Here is a 20,445-nt window from a genome sequence, read left to right on the forward strand (position 1 = left end):
AGGAGTTAATATGAAAGATATTTTCTATGATAGTAGAATCTTAGATAAAAAAGCAGAAGAGCATTACTTAATAAATAGCGAATTATTAATGGAAAATGCCGCATTTGGCATGAAAAATCTAATTAACAAAAAACTAAAAAAAGATTCAAAAATCCTTCTAGTATGTGGCAGTGGTGATAATGGTGCTGATGGTTTAGCACTAGCAAGAATGCTATATGAAAAATACAAAATACACATAATAATGCCACTTGGGAGCAAAAGCAACCTAAATAAGATTCAACTAAAAAGGCTAAATAGATTAAATATAACCATAATGGGTATAAATGACATTGAATCTTTAGACTTTGATTGCATTGTAGATTCTCTATTTGGAGTTGGGCTTAGAGGTGAGATAAGCATACAAATAGCAAATCTGATAGATATGCTAAATAAAAAAAACGCACTAAAGATAGCATGTGATATACCAAGCGGTATTGATAGAGATGGGAATTTACAATCATATATAGCCTTTAAGGCACATTATACTTTGAGTATGGGAGCATTAAAAGTGTCTCTATTTAGCGATGTTGCTAAAGATTTTGTAGGCAAGATAAAAATAGTTCCACTTGGAATTGGCTATAACGATTATAAAAAAGATTCAAATATAAAGCTTTTAGAAAAGTGCGACTTTAAGCCTCCATATAGAGATATGCAAAATTGCCATAAAGGAATCTTTGGACATTTAAATGTATTTTTAGGAGAAAAAGAAGGTGCAGCAATAATTTCCTCTCTAGCAGCCTTTAGAAGTGGAGCTGGGCTTGTTAGCGTGATTTCTGACAAAAACATAAATCTCCCACATGAGATAATGCAACAAGATTCAATATCACACAATGTAACTGCAATACTCTTAGGTATGGGATATGGCAGAACAAACGAGATTTTAAAAGAACTATTTTTAAATATAAATATTCCAATTTTGCTAGATGCAGATATTTTCTATCATAAAGATTTTAAAAAACTAGCAGATACAATGCAAAACATCATTCTAACTCCACACCCAAAGGAATTCTTAAAAATTCTAGAGATTCTTTGTAGTGAAAAAATAGACATGGAATCTCTTTTGAAAAATAAAATAGACTATGCAATGAAATTTAGCCAAAATTACCCAAATATAACTCTGCTGCTAAAAGGTGCTAACCAAATAATCGCACAAAATGGAACTATATATATAAATCCACTTGGGACAAATATATTAGCAAAAGGTGGTAGTGGAGATTGCTTAGCTGGGATTATAGGAGGATTATTAGCTCAAGGATATACGACATTACAATCTTGCATTCAAGGAAGTATGCTTCAAGCATTAATATCAAAAAAACTAAGCAAAAAATATGCAAACTTCTCTATAAGCCCACTTGATTTAATAAATCAATTAAGATACATTAAGCACAAATAAAAACAAGGATAAATTATGAATGATAACTTAGTAATAGCAAACAAAACTTTCAAAAGCAGACTAATAGTGGGAAGCGGTAAATACAAAGACTTCAAAACAACTTATGAAGCAACAATGGAATCTGGTGCAGAAATGATAACCGTTGCTGTAAGAAGAGTAAATATCACAAACAAAAATGAAGAAAATTTACTTGATTATTTTAAAAATAGCAATGTAGAATTTTTACCAAATTCCGCTGGTTGTGTGAATGCAAATGAAGCTATAACACTCTTTAGACTTACAAAAGAAGCAACTGGAATTAATTTTATAAAGCTAGAAATAATAGGAGACACACAAAAAACGCTATACCCTGATGCAATAGAAACTCTAAAAGCATGTGAGATTCTAGCCAAAGAAGGATTCATCGTTCTTGCATATACAAATGATGACCCCGTAATTGCAAAGAGATTAGAAGAATGTGGTGCTAGTGCGGTAATGCCTCTTGCAGCACCAATTGGAAGTGGGCTTGGAATCCAAAATAAATACAACATATCTTTCATTAAAGAAGCCATTAAGATTCCTGTAATTGTCGATGCTGGTGTTGGTTGTGCTTCTGATGCCTCTATTGCTATGGAACTTGGTGCCGATGCCGTTCTTACAAATACAGCAATAGCACAAGCTAAAAATCCAATACTTATGGCAAGAGCAATGAAAAATGCAGTCATCGCTGGAAGAGATAGCTTCCTTGCAGGAAGAATCCCTAAAAAACCATATGCAACTGCAAGCTCACCAACTGAAGGTATGCTAGAGTTTGAAAAATAAGTAATAAAAAGTTAAAGAATTTTTTAAAACTCATTCATTATAATGAGAGAGTTTTTATAACACAATTTAAGGAGAATACAATGTTTAAATTAAGAGAATTACCTTTTAGTGAAATTAAAGATTTTATAAGCAAAGAAACCTGTGAGTTCCATTATGGCAAACATCATCAAACATACGTAAACAATCTAAACAACTTAGTAAAAGGTACAGAATTTGAAAATGCGTCATTATTTGAGATTCTAACAAAATCACAAGGCGGAATCTTCAATAACGCAGCACAAATTTACAACCATGACTTTTACTGGGATTGTGTATCACCTGAATCTACAAGCTTAAGCGATGAGTTAGAAAGTGATATAGATTCAAGTTTTGGTAGCTTTGATAAGTTTAAAGAAACATTTTTACAATCTGCTACAACTTTATTTGGTTCTGGTTGGTGCTGGGTGGTATATAATCCATCATCAAAAAAACTAGAAATAAAACAAACAAGCAATGCACAAACACCAGTTACAGATGGACTGATACCAATTTTAGTAGTAGATGTATGGGAGCATGCATACTATGTAGATTATAGAAATGCTAGACCAAATTACTTAGAGAAATTCTTCTCTCATATTAATTGGGAGTTTGTATCAAAAGCACTAGAATGGGCAAAAAAAGAAGGTATGGGCTCTGTTGAATTCTATATTAAATCTTTACATTCTTAATTTAATTTTGCTACAATCCGCACAACAATATGAGGGAGTAGTAAGCAAGAAACTCTTGTGGTAAAATCAACATACTGACTTAATCTTAAGTCTGGTTTTGCCTTAAATTATGAGACTCATATATAACTATACTTACATAGCTATATATGAGTGTTTAGTTCAATTTATCCTATATAGCTAATAAGGGGGCTAAATTGAACGATACTACAAATAATATTAATATCAAAGAATTAGCACAAGCCGATATTGAATCATTATCCAAAAGTTTCAATACAAACATAAAATATGGACTAAGCTCTGAACAAGCATTAAAGAATCAACAAAGATTCGGCAAAAATGAATTTTATAGAGTAAAAAAACAATCAATTATTCAAAAAATAATTTATGCAACAACAGAACCTATAATATTGTTGCTTTTATTTGCTGCTTTTTTAGCAGTTTGTATCAATGTATATGAATACATTTATCACAATAATTCCAACTTCTTAGAATGCATAGGGATCCTAATAGCAATATCTCTATCAATAGCCATCACAATTATCATGGAAGATAGGAGCGCTAAAGCATTTGAAGCATTAAATGATATAAACAATGGAAATCTAATTAAAACAATAAGAAATGGCGAAATCTCACTAAAACCACAAAATGAACTAGCAGTTGGAGATATAATCATTCTTGAAAGTGGCGATAAAATACCTGCCGATTGCAGAATTATAGAATCTAAAAGCTTAGGTGTAATGTGCGATGAATCAAGTCTAACTGGAGAGAGCAAACACACAACAAAAAGTCAAACACTAGAAAGCCAAGATTCAACTAATACATACAAAAACATACTATATAGTGGTTGCTTTATCACTCAAGGAAGTGTAAAGGCCATGTGTATTGCTGTTGGATATGATACAGAGTTTGGTAAAATTGCAAGCGCATTAAATACAAGCTCAAAAACAACTACACCACTCCAAGAAAAACTTAAAAAACTAAGTCATAAAATAACTATACTTGGCGGTAGTGCAGCATTGCTAGCCTTTATAATACAGGTTATATTTTTAAGCTTTAGAGATTTAGAGACTGAAACTCTAATTGAGCACATAACAGAGGCATTTATCTCAAGTATCGTTTTAATAGTAGCTTCAGTGCCTGAAGGGCTTCCTACAATAGTCGCTGTATTACTTGCATTAAATATAGTAAAAATGTCCAAACAAAATGCTCTAGTAAAAAAGCTAGTAGCATGTGAAACTATAGGCTGTGTAAATATTATATGTTCGGATAAAACAGGGACATTAACAAAAAACCAAATGTCAGTAGAGAAAGAATATATACACAATAAAATAGAAGATGTGTTATTAAACTGCATCTTAAATTCAACAGCAGATATTGCATACAAAGATTCAAACTATCAATTCTTAGGTAACCCAACAGAATGTGCATTGCTTGTATTTAGTCATAAAAATAGAATAGATTATAAAGAGATTCGAGAAAAGCATAAAATTGTAAATTCATTTCCTTTTTCTTCACAAACAAAAAATATGACTAGTGTTGTAAAAATAGAAAATAATTTAATATGCTTTAGTAAAGGAAGTCCAGAAGTTATACTTGCACAATGCAATTTGGACAATAAAACTTTAAAAAATATAACAGAAAAAATATCAAAACTACAAGAACAAGCATATAGGATTCTAGCTTTCTCTCATAAGTTTTTAGATACTAATAATAGCAATAAAAAGGAACTTGAATCTAATATGATTTTTGATGGTTTTGTGGCTATTTTAGATCCATTAAGAGATGATGTAAAAGAAGCTATAGCAAACTGCATGAAAGCAGGAATTGACATAAAAATACTAACAGGAGATAATCTAAAAACCGCACAAGCAATAGGAAAGCAACTAGAAATAATAGATAAAGACCATCTAGTCTTTGAAGCAAGTAAATTAGAATCTCTAAGCAATGATGAACTATGCAAACTATTACCAAAGATAAAAATAATAGCTCGTTCAACACCGAGCACAAAAATGCAAATAGTAAATGCCCTAAAAGAACAAGGAAATGTGGTAGCGCTAACAGGAGATGGCATAAATGATGCTCCTGCATTAAGAAATGCAGATGTCGGTATTGCAATGGGCATTAGCGGGACTGAAGTATCAAAAGAGGCAAGTGATATAGTATTATTAAATGATAGCTTCTCAACAATAGTCAAAGCGATAGAATGGGGGCGTGGAATCTATAAAAACTTCCAAAGATTCATACAATTCCAGCTAACCGTTAATATCTCATCAGTTATTATTGTATTATATGCAGTTATTATGGGATTTACAGCACCTTTTAGTGCATTGCAACTTTTATGGGTGAATCTAATAATGGACGGACCTCCGGCTTTGACTTTAGGCTTAGAGCCAATTTCAAAAAATCTACTCAAAGAAAAGCCAATAAAAAGAAATTCAAATATTATTACAAAAAATATGTTTATTTCTATTTTTGTAAATGGAATCTTTATAGCAACAATTTGTCTATTGCAGTATTTTACGAACTTTTTAAGCGTAGCAGAATCTGAGAGGAATACAACTTTATTCACCTTATTTGTGTTATTTGTATTATTTAATGCCTTTAATGCTAGAGAATTAAATAATAATAGTATCTTTAAAGACATAAGTAGCAACAAAATAATGCTAGGCACATTTATAATTACTTTTGCAATGCAAGTTTTAATTGTTGAGTTTGGAGGAAGTGCATTTCATACCACGCCACTAGAGCTAGAGACATGGTGCAAGATTTTACTAATAAGCAGTAGTATAATAATACTAGGTGAGATAACTAGAACCTCTTTGAAATTATTCTCAAAAACAAATTAACACACATATTAGTATCCCTATTGAATATGGATACTAATATCAATACTTATAAAGAGCAACATAAACCCATAATACATACTAAAAAATCACATGGCAAATATGAAGAACAATTAAGTGGTGTCCACGATGCGATTCGAACGCATGACCTCACGATTAGGAATCGTGTGCTCTATCCAGCTGAGCTACGAAGACATTATGAAAGTAAAATAAGGAAACCCCAAAAGGGGAAAAGAAGAAGTTATTTTTTAGCAGCTGCAACAGCGTCTTTAAGACCTTTACCAGCTTTGAATTTAGGAACGAACTTATCTTTTGTTTTATATTTTTTGTTTGTTCCCGGAACTGTTCCTTCTTTACCTTTTTGTAGAACAGATTCAAATTTACCAAATCCTACTAATTCAATACTTTCTTTTTTAGCTAGAGCTTTCTCAACTGCTAGAACAAAAGAGCTAATTGCTTTTTCAGCTTCTTTTTTAGTCTCGTATTCTCCTACTTTTTTTACTAAATCTACAAATTCTGCCTTGTTCATTTTAGAACCTCCATAAAATTGAAATACACACTATTCTAACACATATTTTAAGGGATTTCAAGCATTCATAACATTTTTATGTAATTTTTAATACTCATTAATAATGATTTTTGTAGAATGCTCATAAAAATTTATTTTATGGAGAACTTAATGGCATTAAAAGTTGCAGTAAATGGAACTGGTAGAATTGGACTATGTGTATGCAAGATTCTAGGAAATAGAGATGATATCAATCTAGTAGCAATAAACACAACAATGCCAACTGATACACTGATACATTTATTAAAATACGATTCTGTTCATATAGGAAGCGAAATAAAAAAAATAGATGAAAATATAATAAACATAGGAAAACAAAAAAATATAAAAATAGTAAGCACTAGAGATATAAAAGAGACAAATTTTGGCTCATATGGTGCAAAGGTAGTTATCGAATGCACCGGTGCATTTAATGATATAAATAAGGCAAAAGCACATCTATATGGTGGAATACAAAAGGTGGTCATATCAGCTCCAGCAACAGATACACCTACATTTGTATATGGAGTAAATCATAACTCATACAATGGAGAAGAAGTAATTTCAAATGCAAGTTGCACCACAAATGCTCTAGCACCTCTAGTGAAGATTCTACATTTGAATCTAAAAATAAAAAGCGGACTTATGACAACAATACACAGCTATACAAATGATCAAAATCTAGTAGATTCAAAACATAAAGACCTAAGAAGAGCAAGAGCAGCTGCACTCAATATGATACCAACTTCAACTGGGGCTGCAAAGGCTATTGGACTTGTATTACCAGAGCTTCAAGGAAAACTAAATGGACTATCAATTAGAGTTCCTACGCCTGATGTTAGCATGGTTGATTTAAGTTGTATAGTAGAAAAAGGTATAACTAAAGAATCCATAAACGAACTATTTGCAAATTATGCAAATGGTGAGATGAAAGATATTTTGTTAATCGATAACGAAAAGCGTGTATCTGGTGATTTTATAGGATTCCCACATAGTGCAATTTTTATCCCTGATTGCACATTTGTTACAGATGAAAATCACATAAAAATATGTGCATGGTATGACAATGAATGGGGGTATTCTACGAGATTAGTAGATATGACTTCTTTTGTAGGTAATTACAATTAATGCTTATATTGGATAATAACTATACTAATTTTCTAAAAAATCAAAATCTATTTAGCACAGAGAATTCAGAACTATTCTTTCAAAAGGTATTAATAGAAAAAAATAGTCATATAAGTGGATACTATGACTTACCTTTTGCCAAAAATGAAGAAATCTTTTCATATATAGAACAAAATAAAGCGTTTATAGACACAATTAAAAACATGATAATAATAGGCATAGGAGGTAGCTCTCTAGGCACTAAGGCAATAGATACAATGCTATCTCATCAGCCACATAGAAGAAAAATCAAATTAAGATTCCTAGAACACACAGATCCAATAATGATTCAAAAAGAACTAAGAAGAATCAAATATGAAGATACGCTATTTATTGTTATTTCAAAATCTGGACTAACAATTGAAACTACTTCTCTTTTTAAATATGTATTACATAAGTATAAACTACTAGATAACAATAAAAAGAAACATCTACTAACAATAAGCGATCATGAATCTCCACTATTTAAATGGAGTAATGCAAATAATATAAAAGCATTTGCTATAAACCAAAACATAGGCGGTAGATTTTCTGTTCTTAGCACAATAGGACTTTTACCTCTTGCCATACTTGGATATAACATACAATCAATCCTAAATGGTGCTGCCATTACAAACAATAACTTTTTTAACGACAAAAATAATCAGATTCTAAAAAAGGCGCTATTCTTAGCCAAGAATGAAAATAACTTCCCTATAAATGTACTATTTTCATACAGTAGTGTTTTTAGGCATTTTAACTCATGGTATGTTCAGCTATGGGGAGAATCTTTAGGTAAATTAGATGTGTATAAAAAAAGACGCGGTTTAACTCCAATTGCACTAATAGGAAGCATAGATCAACATTCTTTCTTGCAATTAATAATGCAAGGACAAAAAAACAAAACAATAACATTCCTAAATGCAGAAAAACTATCTCAAAAACAAGTATTTATCCCAAATATTAGCCTACAAGGTATGGAAAGCACAGATTTTGTAAATAAAACCTCATTTAACACATTGTTAAAACTACAATGCATATCAACCAAAGAAAGTATAATCTCACAAAATATCCCAGTAGATTCAATTACCCTCTCAAACCTCACAGAAAGCAGTGCTGGAGAATTAATATTCTATTATGAACTACTAACTTCATGTGTCGGTATCTTGCTACAAATTGATACATACAATCAACCGGGAGTTGAGTTTGGTAAAAAAATACTAAGAGAAAAATTTACACATTCATAAAAAATTTTTACGATTTTTTACGATTTTTTATCTAATCCTGCATATAAAATCTTACAATGTTTATAACTTCAACATTAAGGAAGAAACATGGGGTTTATAGATGAAATAAAAAATAAAGCCAAAAAAGATAAGAAGACTATAGTTCTACCAGAATCTGATGATATAAGAATGCTTGAAGCTGCAAGCAAAGTCTTAAATGAAGGTATAGCTAATATCATTCTAGTTGGTGATGAAAGAGATATAAAAACAAAAGCAAATGGTCTAAATTTAGATAATGCAACTTTTATTGATCCGAAATCTTGCGATGAGTTAGATTCTTATGTCGAGCTTTTTGTGAAACTAAGAGGGCACAAGGGCTTAAGTGAGAGTTCTGCAAGAGCTATGTTACTTGAAAATCCACTATATTTTGGAGTAGCACTTGTAAAAAGTAAGGTAGCACACGGCATGGTAGCTGGAGCTATAAACTCTACTTCTGATGTTTTAAGAGCATCACTACAAATACTTGGCACAAATAAAGATTCAAAACTTGTATCATCATTTTTTGTTATGGTTGTGCCAAATTGTAGCTATGGAGAAAATGGAGTTTTTATATTCTCTGATTGCGGTTTGGTTCAAAATCCAAACTCTGAAGAATTAGCAAGCATTGCAATAGATTCTGCAAAAAGCTTTAAAGCACTAGTAAATAAAGAACCAATAGTTGCTATGTTATCTCACTCTACAAAAGGAAGTGCAAAACATGCAGACATAGATAAAATAATACAAGCAACACAAATAGCCCAACAATTAAATCCAAATCTAGCAATCGATGGTGAATTCCAATTAGATGCAGCAATAGTTCCAAGCATAGGAAAATCAAAAGCACCAAATAGCAACATAGCAGGAAATGCTAATGTGCTGATATTCCCCGACTTAGATGCTGGAAACATAGGCTATAAACTAGTTCAAAGATTAGCAAATGCAGAAAGCTATGGACCAATCACACAAGGGATTTCAGCACCTGTAAATGACCTATCTAGAGGTTGCAGTAGCGAAGATATAATAGGTGTAATAGCAATAACAGCACTTCAAGCACAACAACAAGGAGAATAATATGGATATCTTAGTAATTAATTGTGGTAGCTCATCATTAAAATATCAACTAATAAATACAGAAACAGAAGAAGTCTTAGCAAGTGGATTATGCGATAGGATAGGTATAAATGATGGCAAATTTCACTACAAACCAAAAAATGGTGAAAAAATAGTTAAAAATGCAGACTTAAAAGACCATGAAGTAGCGGTAAAAATGGTTTTAGAGACATTAGTAAATAAAGAATTTGGAATTATATCTTCACTCAATGAGATAAAAGCCATAGGTCATAGAATCGTCCATGGTGGAGAGCACTTCACTCATTCTGCAATAATAAATGATGAAGTAATAAGACATATACAAGAATGCTCTGACCTTGCTCCACTGCATAACCCAGCACATCTGCTAGGGATTAATGCTTGTAAGCATTTAATGCCAAATACACCAATGGTTGCAGTCTTTGATACTGCATTTCATCAAACTATGCCTCCTAAGGCTTATATTTATGGACTTCCATACGAATACTACGAAAAATACAAAATAAGAAGATACGGATTTCATGGAACAAGTCATAGTTATGTATCAAAAAGAACAGCAGAATTCTTAGGGATTCCACTTGAGAATTCTAAAATCATAACATGTCATCTAGGCAATGGCTCAAGCATATGTGCAATAGAAAATGGCAAAAGTGTAGATACAAGCATGGGATTAACTCCGCTAGAAGGCTTAGTTATGGGAACTAGAAGCGGTGATATAGACCCTGCAATAATAGACTACATAGCACAAAAAGAAAACCTAAGCACAGCAGAAATAACAAATATATTAAACAAAAAATCGGGCGTTCTTGGTATTTCTGGACTATCGAGTGATTTTAGAGATTTACTTGCTGCTGATGAAGAGGGCAACTTAAAAGCTAGATTTGCTAGAGAAGTATTTGCATATCATGTGGCAAAATATATAGGCTCATATACAGCCGCTCTAAAAGGAGTTGATGCTATATCTTTCTGTGCTGGTGTTGGTGAGAATGCTAAATTCATAAGAGGAAAGATAGTATCACAACTAGAGTTTTTGGGTATCACACTAGATGAGAAAGCAAACTTGGAAACAATAGGAAAAGAAGGGATAATTTCAACAAAAGATTCAAAAGTCAAAGTATGTGTAATCCCAACAAATGAAGAACTAGTAATTGCAAGAGACACAAAAGAATTAGTATCAAAAATGATATAATTTTTGCTTTTGATAAAGGATACTTTTGCAAGATTGGTTTATAGACTATTTAAAGTTAGAATACAAAAAATACATAAGCCTAATGGCAAGATCACTAAACATTCAAGATCTAGCCTTAGGTTCATCGCACGGCAACTATGGCTACATACCAAATAATAATGGATTCAACCTAGCAAACACTTCACAAGACTTATATACTTCATATAGTTTATATTTGTATGTGCAAAATTTGCCATTACTAAAAAATATTTTCTTATTTTATTCTATCTTCTCTCCGGGATACAACTTAATTCTAAGTGGCGAATCTCACTTTGCAACAATATATAAATTACTATACAATATAGACTATAATAAAATCGCCCCCCCCCCGCAGATAAAATATCATATCTAAATAACATATACTCATATTCCCTAAATGAATTAGTAGCCTATAAAAGAAGTCTAACAATACAAAACTACAATGAGTTTTTAAATTATACTGGCGAATCTTTATGGACATTCTTTATGACAAACATAGATTCTAAGATAAGAGCCTCACAACATCTAAAGCAACTATCATATGGCAATTTGCAAAATCAATTTTTAATAGCAATGCAAGAATTAGCAATGATTAACAATCATAATTTATATATAGTAATCCCACCAGCAAGAGAAGATTACAAATCCCACATACCAAGTTTGGATTCTATATTTGATGATTTGATAAATATTTCTAAAAGCTATCCACTAAAAATCATAAACTTCTTTTATGATAACGATTTTACAAATGAGCATTTTGGCGATACAGACCACCTAAACCAAAATGGAGCTAAACTCCTAACAAGCAAGATTTATAATCTAATCTAATCTTGCTTATCTAAATACCTCTCATCAAAGAGACTATTTAAATGCACATTGCTTAATGCAACTTTTAAAGATGTAAAGAAATCCGGATTCTTCTCTTCCATGTCTTTTAACATTTGCTTTGTATTTTCTCTAGCATATGGGCGTTTATCGTCATTTTGCCACATGATAGGACAATTACAATCAGGTGCGATATATATGTTATTATGAGCTATAAAGTCAATAATCTGCCTCTCTCTGACAAAAATCAAAGGGCGAATCACATACAAACCATTTTCAGCCTTATAAATAGGAGGCATAGAACGCAAAGCACCATTATAAGTAAGATTCATCATAAAGCTTTCAGCTGCATCATCTAAATGATGTGCAAGAGCAACTTTATTATACCCTCCCTCTAATGCCTTAGAATACAAAGCACCTCTACGCATACGAGAACAAAAGCTACAATAAACCGTTCCTTCCCTTTTATTCTCCTCTAAAATCTTATAAATATCAGTCCTATAAAGCTCATAAGGAATCTCATTTTTCTCACAATATTCAAATATATAATCATACTCACCACCACGCCCATAATCAACGGTTAGTGCTTTAAATTCAAAATTAAAAGGTGCATATTTTTTAAGCCTTGCTAGAAGTGTGGCTAAAAGCATAGAATCCTTCCCACCACTAAGCCCCAATAAAACCCTATCACCCTCTTTTATAAGTCCAAGTCTAGCGTTTGTTTGTCCAGTTATTTTTAATATTTTTTTACTAATTTCCATTTTGCTACTCTTTAAACTTATCTCGTAAATATATTTTTATAAAATCCATAATTTCCTGCTCTTCTAACAAATGTTTATCATACTTGATAACTGCTTTACGCTCACTCTCATTAATATACCACTCTAATATCCCCACAAGCTCAACAAGTACCTCTAAATCTTCTCCACGCGTATGCTCACACAATGGCAGATAAAGATTCTTCTGAAAAGTAGGGTTTGCCAAGAATGCAAAAAGTAATATCCACAAAAACGAAGCAATCACAACAAACATGCTAATAGACAACATTCCAAAAAAATCATAAAAATGCCCACCAATAAGCGCCCCTACAAAAGTCCCCAAATATCCAAATGAAGTAAAGATTCCTAATGCACTTCCTTTTTGATGTGCTTTACAATACCTACTAGCAAGGCTTTGCATAATAGGCTCATGCACAGAAAACCCAATAAAAAACACAAAGATTCCAGCAATAAATGCCCACTTATTATCACTAAGCATCAATAAATAAGCAATAACAAAAAACAACACACCAGTTACCATTACACTTTTAAATTTGCCCTTTTTCTCTGCGATAATTGCCGCAGGCGCCATTGATAGAAGCCCTAAAATACTAGCAGGAATATATACTTTATAAAGCTCCTCTTTTGGCATTTCAAATCCCTTTACAAGTGCAATAGGAATAATCAAAAACGCCAAAGTCATGAATCCTTTTTGCAAGAAATTTGTAAGATTCATAATTTGTAAATTTTTATTTTTAAAAATCAAACTATATTCATTTGTGTTTGCATTAAAACTATAGGTTATCTTTGGTGCTTCAGGCACAGAGACAAAAAGCAAAACAATACCAAAAATAGCTAAAACAAAAGTAATCCAAAAAAGATTCGACACACCATAAATTCCACCAATTATAGGACCAACAATCATAGCAACCACAAAAGATAGAGAAATAGTAGCCCCCATAAACGCCATTGCCTTTGTGCGTTTTTCTTCATTTACCAAGTCTGCAATCATGGCACTAACCACGCCACCAACAGCACCAGCACCCTGCAAAAATCTACCTATAATCAACATATAAATATCATCACTCAAAGCACAAATAGCAGAACCAATAGCAAAAATAATAAGCCCTAAAGCTATCATACTTTTTCTACCAAACTTATCACTTAAAAATCCAAAAGGAACTTGAAATATAACTTGAGTGAGTGCGTATCCACCCATAGCAATACCTATTAAAATAGGAGTTGCACCACTAAGCGAAAAAGCATATAAAGATAAAAGTGGCATTACTACAAATAACCCAAAAAATCTAGCACCTAAAATCAAGCTTAAAGGTAATGTTTTTTGCAATAAATCTTTCAATATAAAACTCCATTTTTGATAAAATGTGAAGCAAAATTGTATCTAAACTAGTTTAAACGAGGCAACAATGAGAATAATTTTAGCAAGTTCCAACAAAGACAAAATAAAAGAAATCAGAGAAATCTACAATAATTTTCAAGTTTTATGTTTTGATGAATTAATACCAAGTTTTGAAATAGAAGAAAATGGAAATAGCTTTAAAGAAAATGCACTAATAAAATCAAAATGTGTATTTAACACTCTAAAAACACAGAATCTATTACACAAAACGGATATTGTCATATCTGATGATAGTGGTATTTGTGTGGATTTATTAAATGGAGCTCCGGGAATTTATAGTGCAAGATATAGCGGTGGAAATTCAAAAGATAATTTAGAAAAGCTAATAAATGAAGTAAAAAGATTTGAATCCCAAACTTCAAAGGCACACTATTGTGCGTGTATAGCAATTAGTAGCTTTTTTGGAGACTTTAGCACACATGGATTCATGCATGGATTTGTAATAGCAGAAAAAAGAGGAGAAAATGGCTTTGGATATGATCCGATATTTATCCCAAATGGCTTTAATAAAACCCTAGCAGAACTATCAGCACAAGAAAAAAATCAAATATCACATAGATACAAAGCACTAAAACTAGCTAAGTATATAATAGAAGCAATAGGCAATTAGCCTTTACTTCTCTGCTAATATTTGAATCTTTTCACCATCCAATAACACGTATAATTCTTTTGTTCCCCTAAAAGAATAGCTAGGTGCTTTATAATCTTCAAAGAAACTAATTCTAAACATATTTCTATTTCCATCATTTGGATATGGAGATACATTTATTTTGCTAAAAGTTATTGTTTTATCTTCTTTTTTGTTAAAGATTCTTCTTTTATTCTCTGCAAATTCATCAAATCTAGCACCATCAAACCTAATAAACTCATCTTTACTATAAAAGCTCAGATAAGATTCAATATCATTCACCTTCCATGCCTCTTTCCATGCAAACAAGTTTGCAAGTATGCTTGAAAGCTCATCTATATTTGTTTCTTTAATCTTATTGTCATATGTGATTAATAATGCTTCTTTGTGATTTATTAAGCCATCAACTTGTGTTAAAAAATTATTTTCAATAGCAATACAACCTCTAGTATTTAGCTCTTCTCTATTTCCATTTAGTGGCATACCATGAATCCATATCCCATATCCCGTTCTTTTATGTAGCTTATCATATAGATTTGGATATGAAGTATCATAGGCCAATGGACCATAATATTGATCTAGCCCACTAAGTCTAGCCTTTAGCTCATATACACCAATTGGGGTGGCTAAGTCTCCTTCTTTTTGCTTATGCCCACCTTTTGAACCAACCAGGCTATTTACATTTATCTTCTCCACCCATTTGCCATTATCCATGCTATACAACTTTAGCTTTGGCTTCTCCAAACTAGGAGAATCTTTAGTCGCCACAAACAAGAAATTAACACTCTCATAGTATCCATATCGCACATCTTTATCTTTTAGTGCATATTTCCAATATTCCCTACTTTGCAGAGTTTCATCTATTTTTGTCTCTAATGCGCTAACTCCGCCATTTCTGTAAGTTTCAATCCAAGCATATTCATTTGCATAAACAAAAATGCTAAGAAATAAAAACAACACAACTTTCATACAAACTCCTTAAAAATCGAAATTATAGCCAACTTTTTTTAGCATTTCTTTCTCTTTAGACCAATTTGGCACTACCTTAACAAACAACTCCAAATACACCCTCTTGCCTAAAAATCTTTCAATCTTAACCCTACAATCCTTGCCTATCCTTTTTATTGTAGCACCACCCTTTCCGACTACTATCCCCTTTTGACTATCTTTTAGCACGATTATAGTAGCTCTTATTACATCTACACTTTCTTTTTCTGTATATTTATTTATCATCACATCACTCTCATAAGGTAGTTCATCACTCAAAAACGCAAAGCAAGATTCCCTTATTATCTCTTTTACTATTTCTTTTGTAGATTCAGGACTTAGAATCTCTTGATCATAGTAGTATGGATTTTGTGGTATATATTTGGATATTGCTTTTAGCAAACTCTCCAAGCTTTTATCATCTTTATAAGATACTGGTATTAACTCTTCATATACACCACTATATTTTTCATATTCTTTTATCTTTGATAAAAGCTCATCTTTACTCACCATATCAGCTTTGCTAAGGACCAAGATATGCTTTTTTTTATTTTTATTTAACTCCAAAAACTCTTCATAAAACGAAATTCTATCACTAGCAGGAGCTAAAAAGATTAAAAAATCACAATCATCTAACGCCTTTAGTGCTTCTTTTAGCATATATTCATTAAGTAGTTTTTCTTGTTTATGAATCCCGGGAGTATCGACAAATATTATTTGTGTATCCTCCCACATGACAATTACATTTAGTCTCTTTCTAGTCGCATTTGCCTTGTGCGATACAAGTGCTAATCTCTCTCCTAAAAGTGCATTTAATAGAGTGCTTTTCCCAGCATTAGGTCTCCCAAGTAATGCAACAAATCCAGCCTTGCTATCCATTATAATATATACCTAGTAACATCACTATCTTCTACTAATACATCTAGCTTTTCTTTTACTAAAGATTCAGTGATTTCCACACTCTCTCCGCTATACTTTTCAGCTTCAAAGCTAATATCCTCTATAACTCTTTCAACCACCGTGTGCAATCTTCTAGCGCCTATATCATCAGTTTTTTCATTTGCCATTTGAGAGTAGTGAGCTAACGCTCTTATTGCCTCATCTTTAAAAATTAATTTCACATTCTCAACCCCAAGTAATGCTTCATATTGTCGTAAAATAGAGTTCTTAGTCTGTGTTAGAATCTTATATAACGCCTCTTCATCTAAGCTATCTAGCTCCACCCTTAATGGGAATCTCCCCTGAAGCTCGGCTATCAAATCGCTAGGCTTACTAAGGCTAAATGCACCAGCAGCGATAAATAATATATGATCAGTCTTCACACTACCATATTTTGTATTTACCAAGCTCCCCTCAACAATAGGCAATAAATCTCTTTGCACACCCTCTTTACTAGGATCTTGCCTACCTTGAGAGTTTGAACTAACAGCAACCTTATCAATCTCATCTATGAAGATTATCCCGCTATTCTCCGCTCTCTTTATTCCCTCTTGCTTGATACTCTCCATATCTAGCAGAGATTCACTAGCTTCAATCTTTAATAAATCCTTTGCTTCTTTAATTGTTACTTCTTTTTTAGGATTCTCTTTTGACGCACTAAAAACCTTAGCTATCGTCTCTTGCACCTTAATTATCTCAACAGGCACATTTCCATCTTCGACTTCTACTTGTCTTTTTGGAGTATTTATCTCTATTTTTAAATTATCCATCTCACCATTTATTACTCTATTTTTCATTCTCTCACTAGCTACTTTATATTCTTCCACCTTCTGCTCACTAGCACCTTTTGGTAGCGGTGGTATTAGCTTTTCTACTATTTTGTTTAATACATAATCTTCTATTTTTTCGGCATTTTTTTCTTTTTGCTCCTCTTTTACTAATGCAATAGAAGCAAAAACTAGATCTCTAACCATAGATTCCACATCTCTACCGACAAACCCAACTTCAGTATATTTACTAGCCTCAACTTTAACAAAAGGAAGCCCCATTATCTTTGCCATTCTCCTTGCTATTTCTGTTTTACCCACACCAGTTGAACCTATCATTAGTATGTTTTTTGGCATTACTTCTTCTTGAATATCTTTTGGAAGTTGCAATCTTCTATATCTATTTCTTAAAGCTATGGCTACCACCCTTTTTGCCTCATTTTGCCCTATAATGTATTCGTCTAAATAAGCTACAATCTCTCTAGGCGTCATATTTGCATTTTCCATTATTTAAGCTCCAAAATTTTTATATTATTATTTGTATATATACATAGTTCACCAGCTATTTTTAGAGATTCTAAAACTATTTCTTTTGACTCTAGCTTTCCAAATCTATCTAATGCCCTAGCAGCAGATAACGCATAGTTCCCACCACTACCAATAGCAGCTATCTTCCCATCTTCTGGCTCTATTACATCTCCAGTTCCACTTAGTATATATATGTGTTCCTTATTTAATACTATCATCATAGCTTCTAATCTTCTTAGATACTTATCCTTTCTCCATTCTTTAGAAAATTCCATTACAGACTTTAACAAATCTCCCTTTTTGTTCTCTAAGATTCTCTCAAACATCTCAAACAAAGTAAATGCATCAGCAGTGCTACCAGCAAACCCACTTAGAATCTTACCTCCACATAGAGTTCTAATCTTTGTAGCATTACCCTTAAAAACACAATTTCCCAAAGTAACCTGTCCATCTCCGCCAATCACCGCATATCCATCGCCTCTATAGGCTAATATAGTAGTAGCATGAAACATTACTTAGCCTCCACATCTACTTTTAACTTAGCATTAATCCCATGACCTAGCTTTACCTCTACTTCATAGATTCCAGTAGATTTTATAGGAGACTTTAGTTCTATACTTTTCTTATCTATCTCTACTCTATATTCACTTAGTGCATTTGCTATATCTTCTTTTGTTATAGCTCCATATAGCGAACCATTTGCACCTACCTTTTGGACTATTTTTAGAGTTATTTCTTCTATCTTCTTAGCAGTCATTTCCATTAGCGATCTTTGTTCAGCATTTTCTTCCGCTATCTTCTTTTGCATTGCTTTATATTTATTTATAACTTCATTTGTAGCAGCACTTGCCATTCCCTTTGCTATTAGGAAATTTTTTCCATAGCCATCTTTTACTTCGCATACTTCGCCTTTCTTGCCAAGTCCTCTTACATCTTGTAATAATAATACTTTCAAAACAAACTCCTATTACTATTTTTCGTTCAAATATTTTAGCATTATCTTTATTAACTTTTATATATTTTTTAGTTTCGTTTTACTAAAATTGTAGTCTTTATTAAATTTCTAAAAGGAGAAGATTGTGAAGAAAAAGACTAATAAAAAATTCACAGCAAGTAAGAAGAGACTAGTGTTATCACTAGCATGTGTATCTGCATTAGCTACGTTTGCTAATGCTACAAATACTGGTGTAGATCAGAGCAATGCTGATAAGACTGTTGTAACTGGTAGCTCAGATGTTGTTATTACAGGTCCTATATCTGGAGCCGCACTTGATATAAATGGCTTCAGCGGTGGTAAAAATATCACTATAAATAGTGGCGTTACCATAGGAAGCATCACAGATAGTGTGAGCCCAGATAATAGCAATGTAGGTAAAGCTCACTCTGGTGGTTTCTCTGGTACTTTTCTAAATCAAGGAACCATAACTGGTGGAGTGGAGATCAAGAATTTCATCGTATCTGGTGGTGAAACTGCTACTTTCAAAAATGATGGATCTATGGGTTATTTACATTTTGATAAAATAGGTGTAAATCCAACTAATAGCGGAGCTAATGCGGTAATAACTAACAATGGAACTATAGAAGGTGATTTTTCTGCTAAACTTGTAGATGTTAGCACAAGCAAAAAAGGTTCTGGTGCTAGTGTATCTATCACTAATGCTGGTACAATCGGTGGCAATATAGTGCTTAATAAGGTAAATGTAGCTATAGTAAATGGTTCTGGAGACGCTACTTTTACTCTAAATAATGTAGCAAATGCTACAATTAAAGGTTCTGTAAATATTGATGAGCTAGTTGTTTACAATGTTAGTGGTGCTGGTGATTTTGGTAAAGTAACAGCAAGCATAAAAAATGAAGGTACAATTAATGGTGATATGAATATCCGATCAATTGACTTTAAGAGCAATGGTGTAAGTGGTGGCTCAGTTAATATCGGAAATTCAGGCACTATTAAAGGCTATATGACATTAGGAAAAGTAGATATTCTTAGTGAATCTGGTTCTCATACTCTAGACATATCTAATAGCGGTATGTTAGAAGGTTTGAAACTTAATGGTAACATAACACTAGGAGCTGGTGATAACAAAGTAAGCAAAGGTTCTTCTAATTTAAAAATCTCTAACTCTGGTACATTAGGTACTTTTGAAATAGCTAATGGTGTTACCTTAGATGTGTCATCAGGCTCTGCTATTATTTCAAATACTGGTAGTATTGCTAATTGGATTAACAATGGTACCATTAAAGCTGAAGGTGCTTCTGGTTCTATAAGCGTTACAAATGAAGGTATTATTGAAAACTTTACTAATAATGGTAAGATAGATACAAAAACTGGATTTGAAAATAGTGGTAACATTACTAACTTCACTAACTCAAAAACAGGGTTTATTTCTAGTATTACAAATGCTGCTGCCGCTGCGAATGCATATATTGGCACATTAAATAATGCTGGTAAAATAACAACAATAGTAAATGGTGGCACTTCTTCATATGGCACAATTAATACCCTAGTAAATACAGGTTCTATTGGTTCAGGTGCTAATACTGCTGCTGGTGTTG

The 20,445-nt window shown here is 32.4% G+C and carries 20 protein-coding genes and 1 tRNA gene; 12 read left to right on the plus strand and 9 right to left on the minus strand.

The window, feature by feature from the left end; genetic code table 11:
* Window positions 1–10: 10 nt before the first annotated feature.
* The 4 genes from PF022_RS02360 (at window position 11) to PF022_RS02375 (ending at window position 5,786) form a co-directional block, all read left to right on the plus strand.
* A complete protein-coding gene (locus PF022_RS02360) occupies window positions 11–1,432 on the plus strand; it encodes an NAD(P)H-hydrate dehydratase (RefSeq protein WP_271020701.1) in 1,422 nt (473 codons plus the stop codon).
* A 15-nt stretch (window positions 1,433–1,447) separates the two neighbouring features.
* Complete coding sequence (locus tag PF022_RS02365; protein ID WP_271020700.1) at window positions 1,448–2,233, plus strand: thiazole synthase; 786 nt, start codon at window positions 1,448–1,450, stop codon at window positions 2,231–2,233.
* A gap of 80 nt (window positions 2,234–2,313) precedes the next feature.
* On the plus strand, window positions 2,314–2,940 hold the full coding sequence (locus PF022_RS02370; RefSeq protein WP_271020699.1) for a superoxide dismutase: 627 nt from the start codon (window positions 2,314–2,316) through the stop codon (window positions 2,938–2,940).
* Between the two features lie 194 nt (window positions 2,941–3,134).
* Window positions 3,135–5,786: a calcium-translocating P-type ATPase, PMCA-type gene (locus tag PF022_RS02375; RefSeq protein ID WP_271022667.1), complete on the plus strand. Its 2,652-nt coding sequence runs from the start codon at window positions 3,135–3,137 to the stop codon at window positions 5,784–5,786.
* A gap of 115 nt (window positions 5,787–5,901) precedes the next feature.
* On the opposite strand, the gene PF022_RS02380 is transcribed toward PF022_RS02375, so the two are convergent.
* Window positions 5,902–5,978, minus strand: a tRNA-Arg gene (locus PF022_RS02380).
* Between the two features lie 46 nt (window positions 5,979–6,024).
* Complete coding sequence (locus PF022_RS02385) at window positions 6,025–6,312, minus strand: HU family DNA-binding protein (RefSeq protein WP_271020697.1); 288 nt, start codon at window positions 6,310–6,312, stop codon at window positions 6,025–6,027.
* Window positions 6,313–6,462: 150 nt separating this feature from the next.
* On the opposite strand from PF022_RS02385, the gene gap reads away from it, so the two are divergent.
* The 6 genes from gap (at window position 6,463) to PF022_RS02415 (ending at window position 11,865) form a co-directional block, all read left to right on the plus strand.
* On the plus strand, window positions 6,463–7,458 hold the full coding sequence (gene gap / locus PF022_RS02390; protein ID WP_271020696.1) for a type I glyceraldehyde-3-phosphate dehydrogenase: 996 nt from the start codon (window positions 6,463–6,465) through the stop codon (window positions 7,456–7,458).
* Entirely contained in the window at window positions 7,458–8,723 is a 1,266-nt protein-coding gene (locus tag PF022_RS02395) for a glucose-6-phosphate isomerase (RefSeq protein ID WP_271022668.1), read from the plus strand. Before gap ends, PF022_RS02395 begins: the two co-directional genes overlap by 1 nt.
* Window positions 8,724–8,810: 87 nt before the next feature.
* The gene (gene pta / locus PF022_RS02400; RefSeq protein WP_271020694.1) at window positions 8,811–9,812 is read left to right on the plus strand and encodes a phosphate acetyltransferase; all 1,002 of its coding nucleotides are present in this window, start codon (window positions 8,811–8,813) and stop codon (window positions 9,810–9,812) included.
* 1 nt (window position 9,813) lies between these two features.
* On the plus strand, window positions 9,814–11,019 hold the full coding sequence (locus tag PF022_RS02405; protein ID WP_271020693.1) for an acetate kinase: 1,206 nt from the start codon (window positions 9,814–9,816) through the stop codon (window positions 11,017–11,019).
* Between the two features lie 25 nt (window positions 11,020–11,044).
* Complete coding sequence (locus tag PF022_RS02410) at window positions 11,045–11,410, plus strand: hypothetical protein (RefSeq protein WP_271022669.1); 366 nt, start codon at window positions 11,045–11,047, stop codon at window positions 11,408–11,410.
* Window positions 11,411–11,523: 113 nt separating this feature from the next.
* The gene (locus PF022_RS02415; protein ID WP_271022671.1) at window positions 11,524–11,865 is read left to right on the plus strand and encodes a hypothetical protein; all 342 of its coding nucleotides are present in this window, start codon (window positions 11,524–11,526) and stop codon (window positions 11,863–11,865) included.
* Here the strand turns inward: PF022_RS02415 and PF022_RS02420 are convergent.
* Together PF022_RS02420 and PF022_RS02425 are read right to left on the minus strand one after the other, a co-directional pair.
* On the minus strand, window positions 11,862–12,623 hold the full coding sequence (locus PF022_RS02420) for a tRNA 2-thiocytidine biosynthesis TtcA family protein (RefSeq protein WP_271020690.1): 762 nt from the start codon (window positions 12,621–12,623) through the stop codon (window positions 11,862–11,864). The two genes, PF022_RS02415 and PF022_RS02420, sit on opposite strands and share 4 nt — an antisense overlap.
* A gap of 4 nt (window positions 12,624–12,627) precedes the next feature.
* A complete protein-coding gene (locus PF022_RS02425) occupies window positions 12,628–13,980 on the minus strand; it encodes an MFS transporter (protein ID WP_271022672.1) in 1,353 nt (450 codons plus the stop codon).
* Between the two features lie 67 nt (window positions 13,981–14,047).
* Here PF022_RS02425 and rdgB point away from each other — a divergent pair, with 67 nt between their 5' ends.
* A complete protein-coding gene (gene rdgB / locus PF022_RS02430; protein WP_271020688.1) occupies window positions 14,048–14,650 on the plus strand; it encodes an RdgB/HAM1 family non-canonical purine NTP pyrophosphatase in 603 nt (200 codons plus the stop codon).
* A gap of 3 nt (window positions 14,651–14,653) precedes the next feature.
* Here rdgB and PF022_RS02435 read toward each other — a convergent pair whose 3' ends face one another.
* From PF022_RS02435 to rplI, 5 genes are read right to left on the minus strand one after another with little or no spacing between them, the layout of a single operon-like run.
* Window positions 14,654–15,637 (minus strand): L,D-transpeptidase Cds6 family protein, encoded by a 984-nt coding sequence (locus PF022_RS02435; protein ID WP_271022673.1) that lies wholly within the window; start codon window positions 15,635–15,637, stop codon window positions 14,654–14,656.
* Window positions 15,638–15,646: 9 nt separating this feature from the next.
* Complete coding sequence (gene era, locus PF022_RS02440; protein WP_271022675.1) at window positions 15,647–16,534, minus strand: GTPase Era; 888 nt, start codon at window positions 16,532–16,534, stop codon at window positions 15,647–15,649.
* Entirely contained in the window at window positions 16,534–17,868 is a 1,335-nt protein-coding gene (hslU, locus tag PF022_RS02445; protein ID WP_271020685.1) for an HslU--HslV peptidase ATPase subunit, read from the minus strand. The genes era and hslU overlap by 1 nt, the downstream gene beginning before the upstream one ends.
* Window positions 17,868–18,401, minus strand: coding sequence for an ATP-dependent protease subunit HslV (gene hslV, locus PF022_RS02450; protein ID WP_271022677.1), 534 nt, complete (start codon window positions 18,399–18,401; stop codon window positions 17,868–17,870). The genes hslU and hslV overlap by 1 nt, the downstream gene beginning before the upstream one ends.
* Window positions 18,401–18,844, minus strand: coding sequence for a 50S ribosomal protein L9 (gene rplI, locus PF022_RS02455; protein ID WP_271022678.1), 444 nt, complete (start codon window positions 18,842–18,844; stop codon window positions 18,401–18,403). The genes hslV and rplI overlap by 1 nt, the downstream gene beginning before the upstream one ends.
* 124 nt (window positions 18,845–18,968) lie before the next feature.
* Between rplI and PF022_RS02460 the strand changes: the two genes are divergently transcribed.
* Window positions 18,969–20,445 (plus strand): beta strand repeat-containing protein (locus tag PF022_RS02460; RefSeq protein WP_271022679.1); only part of this gene is annotated, 1,477 nt, incomplete at its 3' end.

The sequence above is a fragment of the Helicobacter sp. WB40 genome (assembly GCF_027859275.1).
GTDB lineage: Bacteria > Campylobacterota > Campylobacteria > Campylobacterales > Helicobacteraceae > Helicobacter_D > Helicobacter_D ibis.